Below are 20,868 nucleotides of genomic sequence, written 5' to 3' on the forward strand. Positions count from 1 at the left end.
TCTTCACTCCCGAAGCAGAGAAGTTCGAGAGGGAACGGCCGATGGACGCGACGACGCCGGCGGCCTTCCTGCCGGTGGAACGCCCGGCCGGCCGAGGAACCCGTCCCGCTCCACCCGACACGGACCCGAAGGAGAGCATGTACGTGGCTCCGTCCCTGCCGTCCTGGCTGACGTGGTGGCAGCGGCCCTTCCCCGACGCCAACACCCTCCTGCTGCCCGGACGGCAACCGGCCCTGGTCGACACCGGCTTCGTCGGACACGCCGAGGAGACCGCCGCCTGGGCCCGCGCGCACGCCGGGAACGTCGACCTGGTCGTCAACACCCACTGGCACTGCGACCACGTCGGCGGCAACGCCCTCCTCCAGGCCCGGGGCGCCGCCGTCGCCGCCGGAACGCCGGAGGCCGAGGCGATCACCCGCCGCGACGCCGGCTGCTGCGCGGCCGAGTACCTCGACCAGCCGGTCGCCCCGTACACGGTCGACCTCCCGCTCGACGACGGGCAGGTCCTCCGCCTCGGGGACAGCGACTGGGAAGTCGTACGAACCCCCGGGCACACGCCGGGCCACCTCGCACTGTGGCAGCCGGAGGAACGGCTTCTCGTCGTCGGGGACGCGCTGTCGGCCTACGACGTCGGCTGGGTCAACCTGGCCCTCGACGGCCTCGACGCGGCCGCCACCGCGCTCGCCTCCCTCAAGCGGATGGCCGACCTCGTCCCGCGCGTGGTCCTTCCCTCCCACGGCCCGGTCCCCGCCGACCCGGCCGCCGCCTTCGCCGCCGCACTGCGTCGTGCCCAGCGCCTCGTCGACGACCCCGGCGCAGCGGTCTGGTACGGCGCCCGCCGGATCCTCGCCTTCGCCCTGATGATCCGCGACGGCATCCTCGCCGAGGAGATCGAGCCGTACCTCCACGCCCGGACCTGGCTGACCGACGCGGCCCGGCTACTGGACCTCACGCCCGAAGCCCTGGCCGACGAGCTGGTCACCACCATGCTCCGCAGCGGCGCCGTCGTCCTGCGCGACGGGCGGCTGCACGCCGCCGCGGACCACACCCCCGTGGCGGCCGAGACGCTGCGCGTGCCGTACCCGCGGGCTTGGCCGGGCGCGGGGCCGCGCTGAGCGAAGGAAGCAGGGCATCCGGTCTCAGTCGGGCAAGCCCCAGTGATTCCTTCGCTGGGTGGCGCGGCAGTGTCCAGGGTGCGCCTCGGGAAGGCCCAGGGGCTTGAACGCTCGTGCGGGACAACGGGGACGTGACGTCCACCGGAGAGCGCGCCGCCTGCTGGCGGGTTCCCGGGCTTCCACCGGAGGTCATGGACGCCCGCTTCGAGCGGTACGCGTCCCCGATGCACGCCCACGACACGTACTCCTTCGGCGTCCCCGACGAGGGCGCGCACTCCATCGGCCGCGAAGTCCCGGGCGGCGTCCGGCTCCACCGCGTTCCCCACCATGCCCACCGCGCGGCGGAGTTCGGGATTCCCGGGGTGAACGCAGCCCTGGGACGGCCGTCTTCGAGTGCGGTGGCGGCCGAACCGCCCACAGCGGCACGGCCGTCCTCGGTGGTCGCCCCAGACGACAACGGCACGAGCCCGAACAGGGCCCGTGCCGTTGTCCGCCGTGTGGCGCCGGCCTCGGCGAGCGCCGGCTGGGCCGCCCTCGACGGCCGGCCGGGGCAAGCCTCAGAGCATGCCCAGCGCAACCGGTCCGACGGTCTTGGCGACATCGGCGAGCGTGCTCCAGAAACTGCTCGCCTCGACACCCGGCGTGTCACCGTACGCCGCGCACGCCACGACCGCCGTACGGTCCACCGGCGGCGCCTGCTGCGGCATGGCCAGGCCGGACGGCCTGCGCGCGCCCGTCTCACGGTCGACTCGGGTCTCCATGGGGCTCTCCCTTCTCTGAGATGGCGCTACCACCCTCGCCCCTGGCCGTCGTTCCGGTGTGGAAAGGGGCGTGGAGAGACCGTCGCTGCCGCGTCTCGCGGACGTGAGCCGTTGGCCTGGAGGTGCACTGTGCCGGGGGCGGATGCCGGTACGTGCGTGGGCGCGCTGCGTGGCTGCCTGCACCGATCCCCCTGGACACAGGGCAGGCCCTGCAGCAGCGCCTCCATCTGCGGCGACGGGCCGACCCCCAGCTCCCGCTGCAGGTAGGCCTCGTAGTGCTGGTAACACCGGACCGCGCTGGCAACGTTGCCTTCGGCGAGACGGATCTCGACGATGATGCGGTAGGCGCTCTCCCGGATCGGATCGATGGACGTGGCGGCCAGCGCGGCCTGGAGGGCGGGCAGGTACTGCTGGGCGGTGAGCAACCGCTGGGCCAGGCCCTCCAGGGAGTACAGGCGCATCTGCTCCCAGCGCTCGCGGTCCAGGTGCAGCCACTCGTCGGGCCAGCCCGGCAGCAGCTCCCGGGTGAGCTTCTCTATGAGCGCCTCGCTGTCGGAAGACGACGGCGTGAGCCCGTCGACGATCTGCCGGGCCAAGTCGCGTATCCACAGCACGTCCACCCGGACCGCGGGCGACAGCCGCAGGCGCTGCCCCACGGCGTCGATCAGGGGGACGTGGCAGGCGCGCCGCCCCTGGCACAGTGCGGAGCGCAGATTGGCCGCGGCCCGGTGGGACGGGTAGTCGGGCCACAGCTGCTCCGCCGCCGCGCCGCGATGGACACCGTCGGGCCTGAGGCCGAGGAACGCCAGCAGCCGCTGAGCCCCAAGAGGTACGGGCACCCTGCCACCACCGCAGGTGAGTTCGAATGCACCCAGCAGTTCGAGCGGTACCTCGTTCGAAGCTTCGTTCCCAGACACAATCACCACTTTGCAGCTGGCATGTGCCATGCGCATCTGGTTGCTCGGCCGATCGCCGCAGGTGACAGCTCGGTGGGCCCCGTGCCCGTGCTCCTTTCGGGCACCTCCACCAGCCGCCGCTTCCTGCGGCGATGACATGCCGTCGATGTGCGAGCGACGCCCGCTCAACGCATGTTGCACCCCGCGGCCCACGTCGCCCGAACAGCGGCGACGGATGCTCGCCGGGATAAAACAGTGAGCGCGACGGAGGAGCGGATGGAAGCACGGTCGGTTCTTCAGGGACTGAGGGCTCCTCAGGAGGAGCTTCTCGGTGCCCCCGAGGTGTGTGTCGCGGTGCTGGACGGTCCCGTGGACCTGTCCCACCCCTGCTTCGCGGGTGCCGACCTGACGAGAATCGACACGCTGGTGTCCCAGCCCGCCGGCCCCGGCCCGATGTCATCGCACGGTACCCATGTCACGAGCCTGATCTTCGGTCGCCAGGGGACCGTCGTGAACGGCATCGCCCCCCACTGCCGCGGGCTGATCCTGCCGGTGTTCCAGGACGCCGACGAAGCCCGGGTTCCCCAGCTGGACCTCGCCCGCGCCATCGAGCGCGCCGTGCAGGAGGGGGCCCACATCATCAACATCAGCGGCGGCGAACGAGTCCCGGACGGACAGCCGGACGCGCTGCTGCGCCGTGCGCTACGCCTGTGCGACGACAACGGAGTCCTCGTGGTCGCCGCCGCGGGCAATGACGGATGCGACTGCCTGCAGGTCCCGGCCGCCGTACCCGGCGTACTGGCGGTGGGCGCGACCCGAACCGACGGGACTCCCCTGGAGATCAGCAACTGGGGGTCCGCCTACGCGACCAATGGCGTGGTCGCGCCCGGCAAGGCCGTCGTGGGCGCTGCCCCCGGCGGGGGCCGGGCGGCCGCCACCGGCAGCAGCTTCGCCGCCCCCCTGGTGTCCGGGGTGGCCGCCCTGCTGGTGGCCGCCCAGCTGCGCGCCGGACGGCCCGCCGACCCGAAGGAGGCCGGCCGCATCCTCCTCGCCACCGCCTCCCCCTCCTCGTGCACCCCCGCGGACGCACCGGCCTGCCGCCGCTACCTCGCCGGAAGCCTGGACGTCCCGCACGCCTACGCCGTCGTCGGCAGGACTGGAGACTCAGCCATGACGAACCCTGAAGCACCCGCGCTCGCCCCGGACCCCGACCCGGGTGGTGAAGGACCGGGGACGCAGACCCCCGCACATCCGGGCGCCGCCCCCTCCGGCGGCCTCACGGCGGCCGACCAGCCCGTGTCATTCGCCGGGGCCCCGCCCATGCCGGCCACCCCGCCTGCCGCGCCCGCACCGACGGCACCGCCACCGGCCGCCACGTCCGCGCCCCGGACGCCCGCCCCGGCGCCACCTCAGCCCGGCGTGACAGCGCAGGGGACGCCCGCGCCGCCACCAGCCATGGCGGCCACCACGTCGCCCGGGGCCACCCCGCCCCCCGCCGACTCCGGCCCGGGCGTACGTCCGTCGTGCTCCTGCGAAGGAAGCTCCCCGTCGGCCTGCACCTGCGGCTCCGGCAGCGGCACCCGCCGCCCGCTGATCTACGCGATCGGCACGCTCGGCTTCGACTTCCTCACCGAAGCCCGCCGGGACAGCTTCCGCCAGCAGATGCCCAGCCACGTCGTCACGGAGCACGGCCACGACGTCGAACGTCCGCCCAACCCCTATGACGCGTACCAGCTCGCCGACTACCTCGCCAAGAACCCCTGGGCCTCCGACAAGGTCACATGGACCCTGAACATAGACGCCACCCCCGTGTACGCCCTGGAGGCGGAGACACCGGTGGGCATGGACTGGAACGAGCCCATCGAGGTCCCGGACCAGGCCGAGGGGGCCTACAAGAACGCGGCGGCCGACCTCAGGAAGCTGCTGGAGAACCTCTCCCACCCGCCGGTGTCGGTCATCTACCGCAAGTTGCGTGACGCGCTGCGCGGCCAGTTCCTGAAGACCACCGATTCGGAGTACGTCTCCCGGGTGTCCGTGCCGGGTGTCCTGACGGGCCGCACCGTACGCCTCTACTCCGGTCAGCGCGTCCCCGTCGTCGAGGTCAAGAGCCGTGGCGTCTACGCCTGGAACGAGGCACGACTGGTCGAATCGATCATCGAAGGCATCCGGGACGCCGCCGCGGCGGACCGCCTCAAGCCCCTGCCCGACGACGAGGTCCGCCAGCACGTCAGGGCATTCCTGGACAAGGTCTACTACCAGTTCCGCAACCTCGGCCAGAGCTCCGCGGACCGTGCGCTGAACTTCGCCGCGACCAACGGCTTCCTGCTCGGCAGCACCCTCAAGGAGGGCCTGCTGGCGCCGGGCGTCACCCAACGGCCCAGGAAGGCCGACGGCACGGTCGAGCAGCCGAGGCTGGGCGCGCTGGACACCATCAGCGTCTCCAAGAGCCCCTACTGCCGTCCCGGCTCGGACTGCCAGGACGTCACGGTGTCCTTCTTCGACCCGGAGAACGACCAGCGCGCGAAGACCGTGTACCAGTTCACCTTCGACGTCAGCGACGAGCTGCCCGTCAGCCTGGCGCCCGTGCACCAGTTCCTGGACAGGTAGCCGCACACCTGAGGAGCACCCATGACAGACCAAGCCATCGCACACGCCCCGGGACTCGCACTGCCGGTCCAGGCCCACCCGGTGATTCGGGAGGTGAACGCACAATCGCCGGCCGGACCCGTCCACGACGGCGTGGAGGCGTCCAAGACCCAGTGCGCCGACATGACCGGCCCCGAACGCCAGATGTGCTACGCGCACCTGTACGGCATCTCCACCTGACACGGTCCCCGCCGGGGCCGACAATAGAGAAGGAGAAACCCCATGACCGAAAAGCCCGCTCCCACCCCCGAGCGGGGACGCCACCCCTCCGGCTCGTCCCCGGCCCTCGTCGACATGCCTCACCAGGCACTTCCGGTCACCCGGTCCGGTGCCCCGGGCGCTGTGCCCGACGGCACTCCCGGCGTAGAGGCGAGCTTCCTCTTCAACGACATCCTCGGCAAGCTGCCCGGCTTCCCCGGGGTCGTGCCCCCGCCGATCGTGTCAAGCATCTTCTGATGCGCTTCCACCGTCGAGAGCGAGAGGACCATGCGACTCGACCTGCCCGTCCAGGGGGCCGTCGATCGCCGTGTCGGCTTCGAGTTCCCCTTGATCGTGCTTCACGAGGTAAGGGATAAGGACACCAACGAGCTGCTCACGGTGATCGAAGGACTCACCCAGGGCAGCTACGGTTCCGACCCCGGCGACCCCCCGGCCGTCCTGGACCTGGACCGCCGCGGTTGGAACTGCCCCCTGGGCGCGCCATGCACCTGGGCAGGGCTGATCTGACAGAGAGCACCGAGAGTCCGGGAACGACATGCTCCCGGACTCCGTACGCCGTCTCGTCAGGCCAGGCCATAGGTCACGCCGGCGACGACGACCGCGAAGGCCGGCAGCAACGCGGCCAACGTCAGGAGCGCGGCGTTCTTCGTACGTCTCAGCACGGTGCGCGGGTCGTCCAGGCAGGCGTCCCAGGCCGCTCTTCCGACGCCACGGCTCGGGAACCGCAGCCAGACATGTCTCGAGGACGTCCTGGGGGCGCCACCGATCGACCCGCGCGCCGCGCAGCGCGGACACGTGCGCGGCGACGGCTCGTCGGACGATGGAGGCGAGCTGCGTCGGCACCTGCAGATCGTCGAAGGCCTGCTGGAGAAGGTCGGCGGCGACGTCGTCCGACACACCGCCGCCCAAGGGTTTCAGCACCTGCAGGTGTGCGTCCACCGCGTCGAACACCGCCAGGGTCCTGTTGAGCAGGTCGGTGATGCACGCGGCCCCGTGGATCAGCCTTTCGCGCCGCTCCGGAGGCAGGTCGCGGTGGTCGCCGTACAGTTCGTGGAGATCACTTGCCAGGCATTGCAGCACGCGCTCGCATGTGATCAGGCCCCAACGCCATACCTCGCGGGATCCGGCCGGTTTGCAGCTTCCGGCGGGCGGCAGCCAGTTGGGGGCCTGTCCGGCGAGGATCCTGTCGATCTCGGTGATGCCCGTCTCCGGCGCTGCGACGAGAGGCGTCACCGACTCGGTGTCCGCGATCCGCCGACGCACAGCGAACAGGACGGCGCGGGCGTGACTGAAGAGGTCGAACTGAGTGTCCCGGATGGTCGTCTTCAAGCGCGCGTCCAACTCCTCCACGTGGGAGCGGAAGTCGCCCTCCGTCGGATAGCGGAGCGCGCTCGCCGCGACGCCCGGCCAGCGCCGCTGCTCGCACGGAAGCCGGCTCGCACGGTCCCTCAGCCGTCCCGAAGAGGGGACGATGAACACCACCACCCGCTCGCGCACGGGGGCGTCCAGTCTGCGCTCGGTGATGGACTCGAGCACGGGCAGGAACGGGGCATTGTCCAGGACACCACCGTCCATGACACAACTCGTCCGGTCATCGTGGATCAGCTTCGGCAGCACCCGGTTGGCCATCAGCGACTCTTCGCTCACGGGTGGGAAGGCGCCGGGAAAGCCGGCGGTGGCGCGGGCGGCCTCCACCAGGGCCGCGGTGTCGGCCGAGCTGCGAAGTCCCAGCCGTCGCGCGTCCGCTTGTACTCGACCGACTGATCGCGGCGGAACCGGTAGAGCCGGCGGTGGTCACGCACATCGAAACGGTTGTCGAGCCGTCGGTGAACGCCTCTCCGCTGAGCAGACTGGTGGGTGACGCGGGTTCCTGCAGTTCGCTCAGCGAGGCGGACCTGTCCCACAGGTCCCGAAGGTCGGGCAGCTGCGCTCGGCGGCCCAGGGCGGTGGCGAGAACCATGCCGTTGATCCCGCCGGCCGAGATGCCCGCGACGATGTCGACGACCACCCGGGTGTCCACCGTGGCAGCCAGCTCTCTCCGGACTCCGAAGACGGCCGCGTCCCGGTCGCCGACCGGAAGGGCCTCGGGTGCGTCGGCGAAGGCCCGGCACAGCAGATCCAACTCGTGAGCGACTCCGCCCATCCACACCGCGAGGCTCACGCCGCCGTTCATCACCAGTGCGAGGCGGGTCTCCGAGCGGATCACCTGGTTTGCCGCGGTGGGCGGGGAAGTACTCGCCACAGGGGGGAAGACAGGTCGGGGGACATGGACGTGCATCCGAGCCGAGCCTCCACTGCACCGTCCGGCCCAACGTCCCAGAACAGCCGGGCCCGGAGGCAGGCCGGGCATGTGACAGGTACGGAACTCGGCCGACAGCGCCCGCCTGCGGAGAACCGGCATTCCCAGGGCCTCCCCGCACCGCCGGCTCCAGTCGTCGTAGCGGTGCAGGAACCCGGGTCTTGACGTCGGGAAGGGTGTCGGTTCAGAGGATGCCCAGGAGGTTGCCCAGGGTTGCTCCGAGCACCCGGTCACGTACCTCGCCAGGAGAGGTGACCCGTTCGATGGTGGTGCGGGCGAGCACGGGATCACCGTAGGGGGCGTCCGAGCCGAGCAACGTCCGCTCGGGGATCTCACGGATCGCCAGCCGCACGGCGAAGACGATGTTGGCCGTGGACAGTTCCAGGTACATGCTCGGCGTGTCCCGCACCAGTTCGACGGCCTCCATCCAGTTCATCCCACCGAGCTGGCCGACCACCAGCGGAACCGCCGGGTATCGCGCAGCGAGACGGGACAGGGTGCGCAGGTCCTCGGCAGTGGTGGGGGCGAAACCATGGACCACGACAGGCAGCCCGCCGTGGTCGTGCGCCGCCGCGAGCACGGGCTCGATCCGGGCGGCTTGCCCCGCGGGAGGCGTGAGTTCCCCGATGCCGTGCAGCCCGCGCCCCACCACCTCGCGGTCGATCAGGTCCGCGATGTCCTCCTCGGGCAGGTCCAGCGGCACGGAGCCGAACCCGATGAACCGGTCCGGGTGCGCGGCCAGGGCCTCGTGCAGCTCCGCCCAGGCGGTGCGGTAGCCGTCGACGGTGTTGCCACGACCTGCCAGCGCATGGTCGAGGACGCTCATCTCGCGACGCAGTGATGCGAGATCGACGGCCCGTTCCGGATGCGGGCGGGTCCCGAAGAGCACCGCGCGATCCACCCCCGCGTCGTCCAGGGCCGCGAGGTGGCTTCCGACCGGGTCGTGGACATGGCTGTGGGCATCAATGATCACAGGTTCCTCCTGAGGAGAGCGGGCCGGCGGAATGCGGCGGCGCGGACCCACTGTTGCTCCTTGACACCGTGGGAAGGTCAACCTGAGAGGAAGAGGCAGACGGTGCTCATCGGAGAACTGGCCAAGCGGACCGGGACCAGCGAACGCCTCCTGCGCTACTACGAACGCGTGGAACTGCTCCGGCCCGAACGCCGGCCCAACGGGTACCGGACCTACGACGAGACCGCCCCCTCGGCGGTCCTGCGGATCCGGGCCCTGCTCGCGGCGGGACTGCCGACCCGCGTCATCCGCCAGGTCCTTCCCTGCACCGACGCCGAGGCCGCCGTACGGCCGTGTCCCGGCGTCCTGGACGCGCTCCGCGCCCAACTGCGCACCCTCGACGAGCGATCGGCCGAGATCAGCGCGGCCAGGGATGTGCTGCTGCAGACCATCACCACCGCCGAGACCGCCGCCGCGGTCGCCGCGTCCCGAGCCCCGGCGACGGGCACGCCGTGAGCCCGTCGTACACACGCCGGGCGGCGGGCCTGGTGTGACGCAGAACACGGCAGGGATGCGCAGGCCTGTTCGTCAGTTCACTCGCCGGGATCATGCCTGGCCGTAACGCCACCGAGGGTGACTAGCAGTGCTTGTTGAAGGTTGCACGGCGCCGTTGTGTCGGTCCCCTCGGTGATTTTTCTCCGGTGGCCATGAGTGATCCGCCCGCTGAATCACTTAGGTAGGTGTCAGGCCCGACGGGCCCTCGGCGCACACGAGTTGGTGCCGGTCCCAGCCACCCCGCAACGGAGAGGAAGCCTCGCATGTGCCTGACCGACGGGAGGCCCACGTGAGTCACGACGACGCCCTGGAGGGCGCTCCGCCCCCTGCCCAGGGTGCCGGACTGTCGCAGTCCATGTACCTGCCGCTGGACCTGCCGCTGGACTTCGAGGCCTTCTACCTCGGTCACCAGGAGGTGTTCCACGCCTACGCGGAGGTCCACTTCGGTACCCGCGAGACGGCCGAAGAGGTCATACACGAGGTGTTCCTGCAGATCCATGCCGGTTGGATGGAGCTGCTGAGCGCGGGCAACCTCGAGCAGGGCACCTGGGCGATCGTCCGGCGGGCCGTGCACGACCGGCTCGACCGGGAGGGACGGGCGCCGGCCTTCGTCATCAACGGGCCCATAGCCCAGGCGATGGACAAGGCACTGGCCACGGCCCGGGACAAGCTGCACAAGATGGAGTCCAGCAGCGGCCTGTACGAGGCGATCGCGGAACTGCCCAACCGGCAGTTCGAGGTGATCGTACTGCGCTACATCCTCGGCTACCCCACCTCCAAGGTCGCCTGGTACGTGGGCATCGACGAACGCACCGTCGGCCACCACCTGCGCCGCGGCAAGGAGCGCCTGCGCATCAAGCTCGGCCTGCCCGACGAGCGCAAGAAGCCCAAGCAGAGGAGAGAAGCGTGACGACCACCCTCGACGCCCTGCTGGACGGAGCCCGGCTGCCCGTGAGCGCGCCGCGCCGCTTCGACGTCGCCGCCGGCCTGCGCCGCCTCGCCGCCGACGCCTCCCGCCGCACCCCCACCGCGGAGATCGCCCGCGCCGCCCAGGCCGGGCAGCGCCTGGGCGTGGTGTGCCGGTGGGTGCTCAACGAACCGGCCGCCGCCGACCATGTCGCCAAGATCGCCGAGGACCCGGACCGCGGCGCGCTGACCGAAGACCGCATGGACGTCGACGGCGCCCTGGTCTTCGCCTGCCTGCTCCACCTGACGGGGCATCCGGTGTCCGCCCAGTTCTGGTGGCAGCTCGCCGCGGGCGCCGGCAGCCGCGCCGCCGCCTACTGCCTTCACCTGCACCACCTGGTCGCCGGTGAGTCCAGGCGGGCCTGGCACTGGTTCCACCAGCTCACCCACTCCATGGCCGACACCGCCCCGCCCGACGCCGCGTTCCTGGAGGCACTGGAGATCTTCGCGCGCTACGTCCGTGCCAACGGATCCCGCGCACTGCCCCCCACCGGCCGGCTGGAGAACGAAGTGGACCGCCTCGCGGCACGCACGCCCGGCTCGTCCGTCATCGTCGCCCGGCCCGACCGCCAACTGGTCACCCACCTCCAGGAGTTCAGCGCAGGCCGCTGACCGGGACCGAGACGAAGCGGAGAGTCCGGCCCCAGCCACCGGTTCCGGGGCCACCGGCCGGCCGGGCTCCCCACCAAGACGCCGTTCGGAAAGGGACGTCTCCCGTGAACCCTCGTTTCCGCCCGCCTCGCGCAGGCACGCATCGCCGCACCGCCGCCCGCGCGTGGCTCGTCCGTCATCGGCGCGCCGCGCTGGCCCAGATGCTGCGCGGCGCCTGCTACGGAATCGGCACCGGAGCCATCGGCCTCGTCTTCATGTGGGTGGAGCAGCGGTTTCGGTGACCGGGGCAGGCTCCCTGCCGGAGCCTGCGAACGCCGCGCCGGCGGATCGCCTGCGCCAAGTGGCGGTTGTCACCGTCCCGTCACAGCCGGCGATCGGTGAAACCCCTGCCCGCGGTCCGCTATCTCCCTCGGTGTCAGCAGATCTTCGTAGCAGAGGATGCTCATGAACCACCGTTACGTCTCCGGCGCCATCGTCCTCGCCTCCGCCGCCGCGCTCCTCGCCGCCGCGGGCGGGTCCTCCAGCGCCAGCCCGAACGCGGCGGCACGCGCCACGGCCGTGTCCACCAAGGCCCCTTCGGCCGCCGCCACCGGCGCCACGGCCTGGAAGCCGTGCCACCTGCCCGCGGGATACAAGCACTTCTTCAAGCTGGACTCCGCCAAGCACCTCAGCGGCAGGACCGTCGTGCGCGTCACGCCGGAGACATGCAAGGTGAACACGGAGAACGACGAGGACGTCGTCTACACCCCGAGTGGAGCGCCTCGGTCGCTCGTCTTCGCTTCGGGCGCCTCCGTCGAGGTCCTCAGGGACACCACGACCGTGAAGGTCGCCCCGAAGTGGCTGGTGAACCACAAGCTCGCCAACAGCCCGTACTTCTACTACCGCGTCAACGGCCACGGCCAGATCACCGCCATGCAGGAGATCTACCACCCGTAGCGGCACCCGTAGCAGCTCCCTAGCGGAGGAGCGGCTCCCGCTCGGGGACGATGCCTACGGCGTGCCCGGCAGCCGGACCGTGACGAGGAGACCGCCGGCAGGGCGGGGGACGAGGTCGAGTGTGCCGTCGTGGGCGCGGACGACGCTGCGCACGATGGCCAGGCCGAGGCCGACACCGGCGTGCTCGTCGGTACGGATGCGTTCCGTTCCGCGCTGGAAGGGTTCGGTGAGGGTCGCCACCAGTTCCGGTGGGAGGCGCCGGCCCGTGTTCTCGACCCGCAGCACGCTCGTGTCGCCCTCCGCCTCGGTGCGGACCGTCACGGTGCCGCCGACGGGGAGGTTGTGGACGACGGCGTTCTGGACGAGGTTCGTCACCATCCGCAGCAGGAGTTCCGCGGAGCCGCTGGTCCGGGCCGCCCCGCCGGTGACGTCGAGCGCGATCCGGCGCTTCTCGGCGGCGGGAAGCAGAGTCTCGGCGGCCTCTTCGGCGATGAGGGAGAGGTCGACGCTCTCGCGGGTGAAGTTTCCGCGATCGCCGCGGCTGAGCAGCAGGAGGGCCTCGGTGAGGTCGATCGCCCGCGTGTTGGCCGTGTACAGGCGTTCGACGAGTTCGCCCAGGTCCCGCGTGGGGTCGTTGCGGGCGACGTCGAGGAGGGTCTTCGAGATCGCCAGCGGGGTGCGCAGTTCGTGGGAGGCGTTCGCCGCGAACCTCTGCTGCTCGGCGACGTGGGACTCGAGTTGTTCGAGCATCGAGTCGAACGCGTCGGAGAGTTCCCGGAATTCGTCCTGGCGGCCCTTCATACGGATCCGGTGGGACAGCGAACCGCTCCCGGCCGTCCGTGCCGCATCCGTGATCCGGGTGAGTGGTGCGAGCATCCGGCCGGCGAGGATCCATCCCCCGACGAGGCCGAACACGAGCAGGAAGACCATCGCCACGGCCGCGGCGGGGGCGAAGGTGTGCACCAGGAGGTAGCGGTTGGGCGAGATCCCGAGAAGGCCCTTGGGGTTGTCGGGTACGTAGCGCAGCAGATACATCCACACCACGGCCAGCAGCAGAGCGCCGGCGACGGCGAGGAATCCGGCGTAGCTGAGGGCGAGCTTCAGCCGGACGCTGAGCCCTGGACGTCTATGCATGCGCACTGCCGGGGTCGGTGGTGTCCCTGCCGGAGGCGGTGGTGTCCGTACCGGTGTCGATCCGGTAGCCGACGCCGGGCACCGTGGCGATGATCCATGGTTCGCCGAGCCGTTTGCGCAGTGCGGACACGGTGATGCGCACGGCGTTGGTGAGGGGGTCGGCGTTCTCGTCCCACGCTCGTTCCAGCAGCTTTTCGGCGCTGACGACCCCGCCCTCCGCGGCGACGAGGACTTCCAGCACCGCGAACTGTTTGCGGGTGAGCGCGACGTAGCGTCCGTCGCGGAAGACCTCCCGGCGGAAGGGGTCGAGCCGCAGGCCCGCGATCTCGCGGACCGGTGGCCGTGCGTAGGCGCGCCTGCGGTCGAGCGCCCTCAGCCGCAGGACGAGTTCCCGCAGCTCGAAGGGTTTGGTGAGGTAGTCGTCGGCGCCCAGCTCGAACCCGGAGGCCTTGTCGTCGATCCGGTCGGCGGCGGTGAGCATGAGGATCGGGATGCCGCTGCCGGAGGCGACGACGTGCCGGGCGACCTCGTCGCCGGAGGGGCCGGGGATGTCGCGGTCGAGGACCACGAGGTCGTAGGAGTTGACGCCGAGCAGTTCCAGGGCGGAGTCGCCGTCGCCGGCGATGTCGGCGGCGATCGCCGCCAGCCGCAGACCGTCACGGACGGCTTCGGCCAGGTGGGGCTCGTCCTCCACGATCAGTACGCGCATGTCCGAAGCCTAAGCAGCACGACATGTCGCCGACGTATGCGAAGACGTGTACACACCGGACACGCGGCTCACCCTGCCGACGCGGGCACGGGGCGAGGCCGGTCCGCCGGCGCTTGCGCCGTGGCGCGCCACCAGCGGCGCGACGCCAGCCCGGCCAGCACGGCGCCGACGGCGTTGACCAGTACGTCGTCCACGGAGGACACCCGGTCCAGCCGCAGGACGTACTGCGCGGTCTCGACCAGGACCGAGCAACCCGCCCCGAGCGCCAGGATCCGCGGCACCGACGCCAGCGCCGCGAACCGCATCGGGGCGAAGAACCCCAGCGCCGCGAAGACCAGCAGGTTGCCGACGATCCCGGCCGCCCCCATCGTGACCAGGTCCCGCAGCGGTACGAGGCTCACCCGGCCGGGGACGGTGCCGGCCCCGGCGCCCGGCATCATGGTCATCCACAGGAACGGCACCGTCCCGTGGACCATGCCCACCTCCGCCAGCGACATCCGCCACGCCGCCGGGACACCGGCGGCACGCCGACGGCGCGCCAGCGCCCACACCACCAGCGCGGCCAACGGCAGCCCGACCAACGTCATGAGCACCACACCGTTGAACGTGTCGAAGCAGCCGTGCCACCGCCCGGCCATGCACATCGGAGCGGACATCATGAGCGGCCGCCGCACGACGAACGCGGCGCTCGCCGTCCCGAGGATCGCCAGGCCGAGGAGGACGATCGTGCGCGTGCGGCGGGGAGGTGCTGACAGGGATGTGTCGTGGTCCATCCCCCCATGGGAGACGGAGGGACGTTGCGGTGGCGTATGCGGTTTTCGATACGCCCGCGATACACGGAATCGGGCCGCGGTTGCGCCGGGAGCGCGGAGTCCGCTGACACCGGTTCGCCGATGTCCCGCCCGCGGGCACCGAATCAGTCCGTCTGCGTCCCGGATTCGGCCCGCTGCGCGGAAAGGCCGCGCGGCAGGCCATCGTCACCGACTGGACCACCGCGCTCGGCCGGCTCGGTCCCGGCTGACAGGCGGATCGCAAGGTGCTTACGGCGTTCCGCGGCACGACGACGGTTGAGGACCAGTCCGAGGGGCGGAGTTCCTCGTGGGGTTGCCGAATGAACCCAGCAGGTCACCGGGAAGCGGCTGCCGGAGACCGGCGCCCTGGTCGTCGTACCGACCCGGCACCTGCTCGCCTACCCCCCCCGATCGGCGACTGCTCGGTGGTCGAGGCCGTCAAGGCCCTTGCCTCGTATGCCCTCGGCGCCATGAGGGCGGGCCGGGCAGCCAGTCGCCGCGGGTGTACTGGTGGCGCCGAGGCGGCCTCACCTCCCTCACCGCCATCGCCGACGACACCCGTACCTTCTCCATCCAGCTGCCGCCGGAGCTGCTCGGCCTGATGAAGGGCCTGATCGGCCTCGACCGCGCCGCGCGCCCGGGTGCCGCTCGGGCTCCTCGCGCTGGCCGGCATGGCCTACGACTACGATTTCCCCGTCGACACCGAGCGGCCCTACCTGCCCACGTACCTGCTCAACCGTCAGCGGATCGAGACCATCCCCGACTGAGCCCGCCCGCAGGCGCGCTCCGGTGACTGCGCCGCCTGTGAAGGCGCAAAGCGCGTCCCAGGGCGATACCCACGCTCGCGGTACTGGATACTCGATCCGTCACATGATCGGTTCGTAGCTCGGCGAACGCCGTCGCGCCCACCTCAGAAGGCAGCTCCCAGCGTGTTCCAGGAAACCCCGATATTCAACCGTCTTGTCGCAGAACGTGGTGATGTGCCGGCCCAGGCTCGTGGAGAAGCCGACCGTGTACGCCACGAACTGGCGCGGGTCTTGCCCTCCGCTCCCTGGCCCGTCGCCCGCACGGCCCGGCAGCAGCCTCAACTGCCCGGTGGAAGTGGCGTCTTTCCGGCCGCCATGTGAGACACGCAGGCGTCTGCGCACGCCTGTCGCACACGAGACAGGTTCACCTACGACCACGTCCTGAAGGTCTGATGTGAAGGTCTGACGGAACTACCCCGTATGTGTGCTTCCGGGCGGCAGGCACGCGCCGGTGGCCGGCCGCCGGGCCCCCTCCCCGCCGGCACCCTCTGTCGTCCGCCCCGCCAGCCCGCCGCACGGCTGACTGGCGGGAGCCCTTGACGGCGGGTTGGGCGCGATTTCGCCGGGCGTGTGCCTGATCGGCGCGGTGCGCTGTACGCGCCCGCAGGCGCGGCCGAGGAATTCTAGTTGTACCAGGCGCTGCCGGTTTGGGTGGTCCCGTTGGAAATGGAAATGGCGACCTGGTGTTCGAAGTCATGGTAGTAAGGCGAGCCGGCCGTGCCGGTCGAGCCCCCCTGGACACTGAAGCCCTGCGAGATCGGCGGCTTGCCGGTCGTGGTGTTCCGGTCCCAGAACGTCAGCCAGCAGGTGGGGCCCAGGGACTGCACCGAAGCGGTGGCCCAGTTGGACGAGCCGCCACCGTTCAGGTTCAGCAGGCCCACGCAGCCGGGAACGCTGATACGCACCGTCCCGGTCGAACCCGCGTACGCAGTGCCCCCCATTCCCACGACAGCCAGCAGGCCGGCGCCGGCCGTCAGTGCCGCAGCCCTCTTCAGACCGGCGGGCAGGGATGCCGCAACGGCTGCCGAGACGGTGAGTGCCTTCTTGAAACTCATAGGTACCTTCCGGTGTCGAAGCTTTCGCGCAGTTCGCGAGAACGCTGAGCGTGAGTGCCGGGGGAGTCGGCCCTGTCGCTTCCCCCCGTCGGCGGGTTTCCGGTGCCGATCGTCCGTAGCCCTCCACGGCGGTGACCAGGCAGAACAGCCGGAAGAAACACCGGCAGTTCTCCCGGCAGACGCCCAATGACGTACTCACCTGCCCAGGTCCTCTCCGGTGAGGTGTACGCGGGCGCAGGTGCGGAAGGCCGCCACGAGGGGGCGATGAGGTCGAGCATGTCCTCGAAAGCCTCGACGAGGGGTCCGTTGACGGGTCGTCACCGTGGCGCGGGGGTGGCGAGCGGAAGAAAGACCTCGCCCGCCTGTGTGAGGTGGTTTCCGTGCGACGTGCGCTCGAACAGGAGGGTTTCGAAGAAATCTCTCTCTACGGACCCGATAATGCCCAAGTGCCCCTGTGATCAGGCCGATACGCGCGGTGCATCGGCCCATGCAGGACATTCAATAGACCTGATACGTCAGGCGTTCGCACAGTGGAATCGCCGGCAGGCCGGTATCCGGTCCTGTCGGCAGGCCGGCCCTCAGCTGCGCTGCCTCAGGCGTAGAGGCCTGTTTCGCCAACGCCGGAACGTTCGACTTCAACTTGTGCGGGCCCGACACCTGTTTGGCTCGATGCCTTTTCGACGGGCAACAACGTCGTGCAGTACGAGTCGGACGGCAACTGGTAACCCGGTCCGGGCGAAATGATCCGCAGGAAATGCCTGGCGCGACGCCCAGTTCCCTTGTTACCAAGTGCGGACAGAACCCGGCGAACAACTTCTGCACGGTGGCCATCTGACCAGGTGTAGCGAACAACAGTTGCGGCCGGTCGCCCTGCGGGGGCAGGCGGAGGTTCCGCATCCTGACACACCATGGGGGATTTTCGATGATGACCACTCGCCGTGCTCGCCGTACCGTCCGCTCCGCCGGCCTGGTGGCCGTCGCCGCCGCCGCGGCGTTCTCGTTGACGGCCTGCCAGGGAGGGGACAAGAACGGCGCCGCCCCGGAGAAGAAGGTCTCCAGCTCCGCCTCCCCCTCCACCGGTGACGGCACAGCGCTCAGCGGCTCCAAGACCGGCGCGGGCAAGGCCCCGACCGACGCGCGGACCCAGGCGCTCGCCACGCACCACACCACCGCACCGGCGACCACGGCCAAGGCGGCATCCCCGGTCCGCACCCAGACCCTGGCGGACGGCAGCAAGGCCGAGATCCAGCAGCTCGGCGCCCAGCACTACCTCGCCAAGATCGTCCACGGGGGTTCGGTCCTGGCCACGTTGGAGACGAAGCAGCACGACGCCGGGCTCGACGCCAACGACATGTTCGTCGTGCTCACGCTGGATGGCCAGGTCCACTCGTGGATGGGCGGCGGACACACCGGACCGGGCACCTTCAAGCTCGCGGGCGGTTGGACGGCGAAGGTCACGAAGATCGGCGACCTCCGGTACCGCGCGCAGATCCTCGGCAACGACGGGTCGGTGGACGCCACGCTGGAGACGAACCAGCAGGACGTCGGGCTCGACGCGAACGGCGTGTACATCGTGCTCAGCACCGGCGGCGTGATCAGCGCCCACCAGTGAACACCTGACCTGCAGCAGCTCCTCCAGCCGCGCACCGGTGTGCCGGAGCGTCTCGATGACGGCCCGGGCTCAGCACGCCTGGTCCTCGTCACGGGTGACGTCGAACCGCTCCGCCCTGGCCGGATCCTCGATCAGTACCGTCTCCGGCCGGTACGGGAAATCGCTTCAGCGGTCGGCCCTCCCGGCGCCTGAGGCGGCGATGACGCCGGCTTTCGTAGTCGAAGATCCGCGGGGAGGGCAGCCCCCGGCAGGCGGCCGGGGGCTGCGCAGTGGGCGTCAGGCTGCCGACGCCGGACGAGCGGTGGGTGAAGAGAGAGCGGGAGCGCCGTCCGGGACGGGTACTGCGGCGAAGATTGCGTCCTGCTGATGCTGCAGCTCCTTCTTGCGCTCGGGGCTGGTCGACGGCAGCCGCTGCTCCTCGTACAGCTTGTGCGTCGCCTCCTGGGCGAACTTGCTCGCCGGGGTGTGGAACTGCACCTCGAACAGCTGCCGCGAACCGGGCGCGCGCCAGCCCGTGTTGAGACCCTTGTAGCCCTTCTCGCGGCCCCAGGTGTTGGACCACTTCGTGGTGTCGTTGCCCCAGCCGGACAGCACCGTCGAGGCGATGGTGACACCCTTGACGTAACGGCCGTCGGGCCATTGGAGGGTGTAGCGCACCGCGTCACCCAAGCGCGCCAAGACATCGTCGGTGTTGCGTTCCGGATGTTCCTTGAGGTCGGTGGCGACCTTCCGCTTGAGGGAGTCGGGGGACTTGAGGCGGTAGTCGAAGCCGACGAGTTCGGCCTTGCTGAGAACGGCGGCAGCCCGTACCTCATGGCTGATCGACGGCTCCGCCGCGCGGGCACGGGCAAGGTACGCGTCGACCTTGCGGTTGTCCGCGGCGTTCAGGCACAGTCCGTCGCCCTCCCAGCCGTCCGGGGCGTCGTCGCACTGCCCCGCACCGCCATCGCTGCGCATGGCGGTGGCGCGCTTGCCCGTCGTGTCGTAGGGGTCGGCGGCGTACGCGGTGAGCCCGGTAGTGGCCGTGGCCAGGGTGAGAGCGGCGGCCAGTACGGCGGCCGCCCGGCCCAGGTGGTGCGTGCTCATACGGCGGGAGTGTCCCTTCTTGGCGCGTGGCACCGCCTGCACCGGATGAACGGGGCGGGCGCTGATCGTCGCCGGGGACAACAGGAGGAAGGACGGAGAAGTACCGCGAAGCAGCCCCAAGTATGGGGTATTGGCGTGAAGGCACCGTCCGGCGGCGGAATCGTGCCGCGGGGCGGTGTTGCCAGCCGCCCGCCGAGCCGGTGACCGTCTCGGCGGACCTTGGACGCCCGAGCGCGGCAGCCGCGCGCCGACCTGCAGCGGGACCGGCCAAAGTCCGGTGAGATCGGTCAAAGTTCGGTGAGACGGGTCGGCGTGACACGCTGGCCAATTATCGCTCGAAGTGACGGCGTGGTGTCACGTTGGCTGACATCATCGACTCCACTCGCGGCAGCTCTGGAGGACGGGTCGGCGGCGAGAGGGCTGAGCGCTGGCGTGCGAGGTGAGCCGAGAGGGAGGCCTTGTGTCCTCCGCACGCTGATGGCGACTGAGGCCTGTCCGTGGAACGTCTTGGGGGCGCCGTCGATGAGTTGGTCTCACCACACCTGGTTGGTCGATTACGTGTTACCCGCCGGCGTGAGTGCGGCCATCGCATGGGTGGGCCTGGCACGCGAGTTCTCCGGCAAGGGACGGTTGCTGGGCAGCTGGGCGTCGTCGTCCCTGATGCTGCTCGTGCTGGCGCTGATGGGCGCGGTGGCGGCCGGCGCGGTGGTGCTGCTGCCGCACGCGGCGTCGATCCCCCCGGTGATCGCGGGCGCCGCGACGGGAGCCACCGCGCTGCCGAGACGGAAACAGGACGAGACGGTGCAGCCGTACGTCAAGTTCATGACCCTGGGCATCGCGCTGGTCAGGGAGCGGCTGGTGCAGCGTGTGCATCTCGACGCCTGTACCTGGTCGGACCGATTCCTTTCCGGCATCGAAACGTCCGCCCAGCTCAGGGTGTTCGTCCACGATCTCAAGCTGTACCTGCTGGAGCGGCATCCGCTCGCCGCCGAGACGAAGACGATCAACGCCGTCTACGCGGAGGTCCAGACGGCGATCGACGTGGCGCTGGACGTCCAGACGAGAATCGACGAAACGTGCCGACAGGACGAGCGCGGCCCCACCGGGGACGAACTCGTCGCCCGGCGCCAGGCGTTCGGCACCGCACTCGCGCACTGCGGACACCTGCTGCGCTACGCCTACGTGCACGGCCGCCGCAGCGAGAACGAAGAACTCACGACCCTTCGGGCGAAGGCGATGTCCAACGACGCCTTCCACAGCCCGGCACTGCCACCGCAACGCCGCTGGCTCGACCGCTGGCTCACCCGCTGAAGGTACGCGGGCAGGCGATGAAGGGGATGACTCGGCGCCGCATGTGCCGCTCGCGCGGTTCAGCGCCCGGCCGGGAGTTCGCTGCCCCTGAGGGGTGTCGCGTCCATGTCGGCGCAGGCTCTGGCGTCCGTCGACTGTCCCCGGGCACAGAACGTGATCTGGATGTCCGCATCCAGCGCCTCCGCCACGGCGGCGAGTGTCCGCACGGTCAGGTTCGCATCGCCGGACATGATCTGGCTGACACGGCCCGGGCTGACGCCCATGGCCGCCGCAAGGTCGGAGCGGGTCTTGCCCTGCCCCGCCAGCAGGCCGGCCAGGGAGGCCGTCGCCTGCCGCCCTATCCTGGAAGCCGCCAAGGTGGTACGGCTCTCGTCACGGGCAAAGATGCCCATGATTCACCCCCAACT

Annotated in this window: 21 protein-coding genes and 1 pseudogene; 11 read left to right on the forward strand and 11 right to left on the reverse strand. The window is 70.5% G+C overall.

All coding sequences use genetic code 11. The annotated features are described in order from the left end of the window. The first annotated feature begins 137 nt into the window (after window positions 1-137). Window positions 138-1,115 (forward strand): MBL fold metallo-hydrolase, encoded by a 978-nt coding sequence (locus AQI95_RS40550; protein WP_067136108.1) that lies wholly within the window; start codon window positions 138-140, stop codon window positions 1,113-1,115. Between the two features lie 557 nt (window positions 1,116-1,672). On the opposite strand, the gene AQI95_RS40555 is transcribed toward AQI95_RS40550, so the two are convergent. Both AQI95_RS40555 and AQI95_RS40560 read right to left on the reverse strand, forming a co-directional pair. Then, on the reverse strand, window positions 1,673-1,876 hold the full coding sequence (locus tag AQI95_RS40555; RefSeq protein WP_067135986.1) for a hypothetical protein: 204 nt from the start codon (window positions 1,874-1,876) through the stop codon (window positions 1,673-1,675). A 26-nt stretch (window positions 1,877-1,902) separates the two neighbouring features. After that, window positions 1,903-2,715, reverse strand: coding sequence for an AfsR/SARP family transcriptional regulator (locus AQI95_RS40560; RefSeq protein ID WP_067135988.1), 813 nt, complete (start codon window positions 2,713-2,715; stop codon window positions 1,903-1,905). A 333-nt stretch (window positions 2,716-3,048) separates the two neighbouring features. Here AQI95_RS40560 and AQI95_RS40565 point away from each other — a divergent pair, with 333 nt between their 5' ends. From AQI95_RS40565 to AQI95_RS40575, 3 genes are read left to right on the forward strand one after another with little or no spacing between them, the layout of a single operon-like run. Beyond that, window positions 3,049-5,379 (forward strand): cyanobactin maturation protease PatG family protein, encoded by a 2,331-nt coding sequence (locus tag AQI95_RS40565; protein ID WP_067135990.1) that lies wholly within the window; start codon window positions 3,049-3,051, stop codon window positions 5,377-5,379. 21 nt (window positions 5,380-5,400) lie between these two features. Then, window positions 5,401-5,598 (forward strand): hypothetical protein, encoded by a 198-nt coding sequence (locus AQI95_RS40570; protein ID WP_067135992.1) that lies wholly within the window; start codon window positions 5,401-5,403, stop codon window positions 5,596-5,598. Window positions 5,599-5,640: 42 nt separating this feature from the next. Then, entirely contained in the window at window positions 5,641-5,874 is a 234-nt protein-coding gene (locus AQI95_RS40575; RefSeq protein WP_067135994.1) for a hypothetical protein, read from the forward strand. Here the strand turns inward: AQI95_RS40575 and AQI95_RS40580 are convergent. The 3 genes and pseudogenes from AQI95_RS40580 to AQI95_RS40590 all read right to left on the reverse strand — a co-directional run bounded on the left by AQI95_RS40580 (window position 5,860) and on the right by AQI95_RS40590 (window position 8,909). After that, a complete protein-coding gene (locus AQI95_RS40580; protein WP_079071876.1) occupies window positions 5,860-7,368 on the reverse strand; it encodes a patatin-like phospholipase family protein in 1,509 nt (502 codons plus the stop codon). The genes AQI95_RS40575 and AQI95_RS40580 overlap by 15 nt on opposite strands. A gap of 157 nt (window positions 7,369-7,525) precedes the next feature. Continuing rightward, a pseudogene (locus AQI95_RS50475) lies at window positions 7,526-8,038 on the reverse strand (patatin-like phospholipase family protein); the annotation flags it as partial. 82 nt (window positions 8,039-8,120) lie between these two features. Continuing rightward, complete coding sequence (locus AQI95_RS40590; protein ID WP_067135999.1) at window positions 8,121-8,909, reverse strand: amidohydrolase family protein; 789 nt, start codon at window positions 8,907-8,909, stop codon at window positions 8,121-8,123. 102 nt (window positions 8,910-9,011) lie between these two features. On the opposite strand from AQI95_RS40590, the gene AQI95_RS40595 reads away from it, so the two are divergent. From AQI95_RS40595 to AQI95_RS40610, 5 genes are all read left to right on the forward strand, one after another. Further along, window positions 9,012-9,404, forward strand: a complete 393-nt coding sequence (locus tag AQI95_RS40595; protein ID WP_067136001.1) for a MerR family transcriptional regulator — start codon at window positions 9,012-9,014, stop codon at window positions 9,402-9,404. Between the two features lie 328 nt (window positions 9,405-9,732). Then, window positions 9,733-10,353, forward strand: coding sequence for an RNA polymerase sigma factor (locus AQI95_RS40600; RefSeq protein ID WP_067136003.1), 621 nt, complete (start codon window positions 9,733-9,735; stop codon window positions 10,351-10,353). Then, a complete protein-coding gene (locus tag AQI95_RS40605) occupies window positions 10,350-11,021 on the forward strand; it encodes a hypothetical protein (protein ID WP_067136005.1) in 672 nt (223 codons plus the stop codon). The genes AQI95_RS40600 and AQI95_RS40605 overlap by 4 nt, the downstream gene beginning before the upstream one ends. 104 nt (window positions 11,022-11,125) lie before the next feature. Beyond that, window positions 11,126-11,302, forward strand: a complete 177-nt coding sequence (locus AQI95_RS48170; protein WP_167361994.1) for a hypothetical protein — start codon at window positions 11,126-11,128, stop codon at window positions 11,300-11,302. Between the two features lie 163 nt (window positions 11,303-11,465). Continuing rightward, window positions 11,466-11,957 carry a hypothetical protein gene (locus AQI95_RS40610; protein ID WP_067136007.1) on the forward strand — a complete coding sequence of 164 codons (492 nt, stop codon included), beginning with the start codon at window positions 11,466-11,468 and terminating at the stop codon, window positions 11,955-11,957. 54 nt (window positions 11,958-12,011) lie between these two features. On the opposite strand, the gene AQI95_RS40615 is transcribed toward AQI95_RS40610, so the two are convergent. From AQI95_RS40615 to AQI95_RS40630, 4 genes are all read right to left on the reverse strand, one after another. Next, window positions 12,012-13,091 carry a sensor histidine kinase gene (locus tag AQI95_RS40615; protein ID WP_067136110.1) on the reverse strand — a complete coding sequence of 360 codons (1,080 nt, stop codon included), beginning with the start codon at window positions 13,089-13,091 and terminating at the stop codon, window positions 12,012-12,014. Next, the gene (locus AQI95_RS40620) at window positions 13,084-13,800 is read right to left on the reverse strand and encodes a response regulator transcription factor (protein ID WP_067136009.1); all 717 of its coding nucleotides are present in this window, start codon (window positions 13,798-13,800) and stop codon (window positions 13,084-13,086) included. The genes AQI95_RS40615 and AQI95_RS40620 overlap by 8 nt, the downstream gene beginning before the upstream one ends. 68 nt (window positions 13,801-13,868) lie before the next feature. Continuing rightward, complete coding sequence (locus tag AQI95_RS40625) at window positions 13,869-14,573, reverse strand: VanZ family protein (protein WP_067136011.1); 705 nt, start codon at window positions 14,571-14,573, stop codon at window positions 13,869-13,871. Between the two features lie 1,447 nt (window positions 14,574-16,020). After that, window positions 16,021-16,452, reverse strand: coding sequence for a hypothetical protein (locus AQI95_RS40630; RefSeq protein WP_067136013.1), 432 nt, complete (start codon window positions 16,450-16,452; stop codon window positions 16,021-16,023). Between the two features lie 925 nt (window positions 16,453-17,377). Between AQI95_RS40630 and AQI95_RS40635 the strand changes: the two genes are divergently transcribed. Beyond that, entirely contained in the window at window positions 17,378-18,064 is a 687-nt protein-coding gene (locus tag AQI95_RS40635) for a hypothetical protein (RefSeq protein ID WP_067136112.1), read from the forward strand. 276 nt (window positions 18,065-18,340) lie between these two features. Here the strand turns inward: AQI95_RS40635 and AQI95_RS40640 are convergent, their stop codons facing one another. After that, window positions 18,341-19,150 (reverse strand): ATP nucleotide 3'-pyrophosphokinase, encoded by an 810-nt coding sequence (locus AQI95_RS40640; RefSeq protein ID WP_067136015.1) that lies wholly within the window; start codon window positions 19,148-19,150, stop codon window positions 18,341-18,343. 573 nt (window positions 19,151-19,723) lie between these two features. On the opposite strand from AQI95_RS40640, the gene AQI95_RS40645 reads away from it, so the two are divergent. Next, window positions 19,724-20,461 (forward strand): hypothetical protein, encoded by a 738-nt coding sequence (locus AQI95_RS40645; RefSeq protein WP_159056674.1) that lies wholly within the window; start codon window positions 19,724-19,726, stop codon window positions 20,459-20,461. Between the two features lie 59 nt (window positions 20,462-20,520). On the opposite strand, the gene AQI95_RS40650 is transcribed toward AQI95_RS40645, so the two are convergent. Continuing rightward, entirely contained in the window at window positions 20,521-20,853 is a 333-nt protein-coding gene (locus tag AQI95_RS40650; RefSeq protein WP_067136019.1) for a helix-turn-helix domain-containing protein, read from the reverse strand. Between the last annotated feature and the right edge of the window lie 15 nt (window positions 20,854-20,868).

The sequence above is a fragment of the Streptomyces yokosukanensis genome (genome assembly GCF_001514035.1).
Taxonomy (GTDB): Bacteria; Actinomycetota; Actinomycetes; order Streptomycetales; family Streptomycetaceae; genus Streptomyces; species Streptomyces yokosukanensis.

What these genes read in the sequence shown, in the direction of transcription:
- AQI95_RS40650 (WP_067136019.1), bottom strand. Translation starts at nt 20,853, where the DNA reads ATGGGCATCTTTGCCCGTGACGAGAGCCGTACCACCTTGGCGGCTTCC.
- AQI95_RS40555 (WP_067135986.1), bottom strand. Translation starts at nt 1,876, where the DNA reads ATGGAGACCCGAGTCGACCGTGAGACGGGCGCGCGCAGGCCGTCCGGC.
- AQI95_RS40565 (WP_067135990.1), top strand. Translation starts at nt 3,049, where the DNA reads ATGGAAGCACGGTCGGTTCTTCAGGGACTGAGGGCTCCTCAGGAGGAG.
- AQI95_RS40620 (WP_067136009.1), bottom strand. Translation starts at nt 13,800, where the DNA reads ATGCGCGTACTGATCGTGGAGGACGAGCCCCACCTGGCCGAAGCCGTC.
- AQI95_RS40625 (WP_067136011.1), bottom strand. Translation starts at nt 14,573, where the DNA reads ATGGACCACGACACATCCCTGTCAGCACCTCCCCGCCGCACGCGCACG.
- AQI95_RS40635 (WP_067136112.1), top strand. Translation starts at nt 17,378, where the DNA reads ATGACCACTCGCCGTGCTCGCCGTACCGTCCGCTCCGCCGGCCTGGTG.
- AQI95_RS40615 (WP_067136110.1), bottom strand. Translation starts at nt 13,091, where the DNA reads ATGCATAGACGTCCAGGGCTCAGCGTCCGGCTGAAGCTCGCCCTCAGC.
- AQI95_RS40570 (WP_067135992.1), top strand. Translation starts at nt 5,401, where the DNA reads ATGACAGACCAAGCCATCGCACACGCCCCGGGACTCGCACTGCCGGTC.
- AQI95_RS40630 (WP_067136013.1), bottom strand. Translation starts at nt 16,452, where the DNA reads ATGAGTTTCAAGAAGGCACTCACCGTCTCGGCAGCCGTTGCGGCATCC.
- AQI95_RS40610 (WP_067136007.1), top strand. Translation starts at nt 11,466, where the DNA reads ATGAACCACCGTTACGTCTCCGGCGCCATCGTCCTCGCCTCCGCCGCC.
- AQI95_RS40575 (WP_067135994.1), top strand. Translation starts at nt 5,641, where the DNA reads ATGACCGAAAAGCCCGCTCCCACCCCCGAGCGGGGACGCCACCCCTCC.
- AQI95_RS40640 (WP_067136015.1), bottom strand. Translation starts at nt 19,150, where the DNA reads ATGAGCACGCACCACCTGGGCCGGGCGGCCGCCGTACTGGCCGCCGCT.
- AQI95_RS40550 (WP_067136108.1), top strand. Translation starts at nt 138, where the DNA reads ATGTACGTGGCTCCGTCCCTGCCGTCCTGGCTGACGTGGTGGCAGCGG.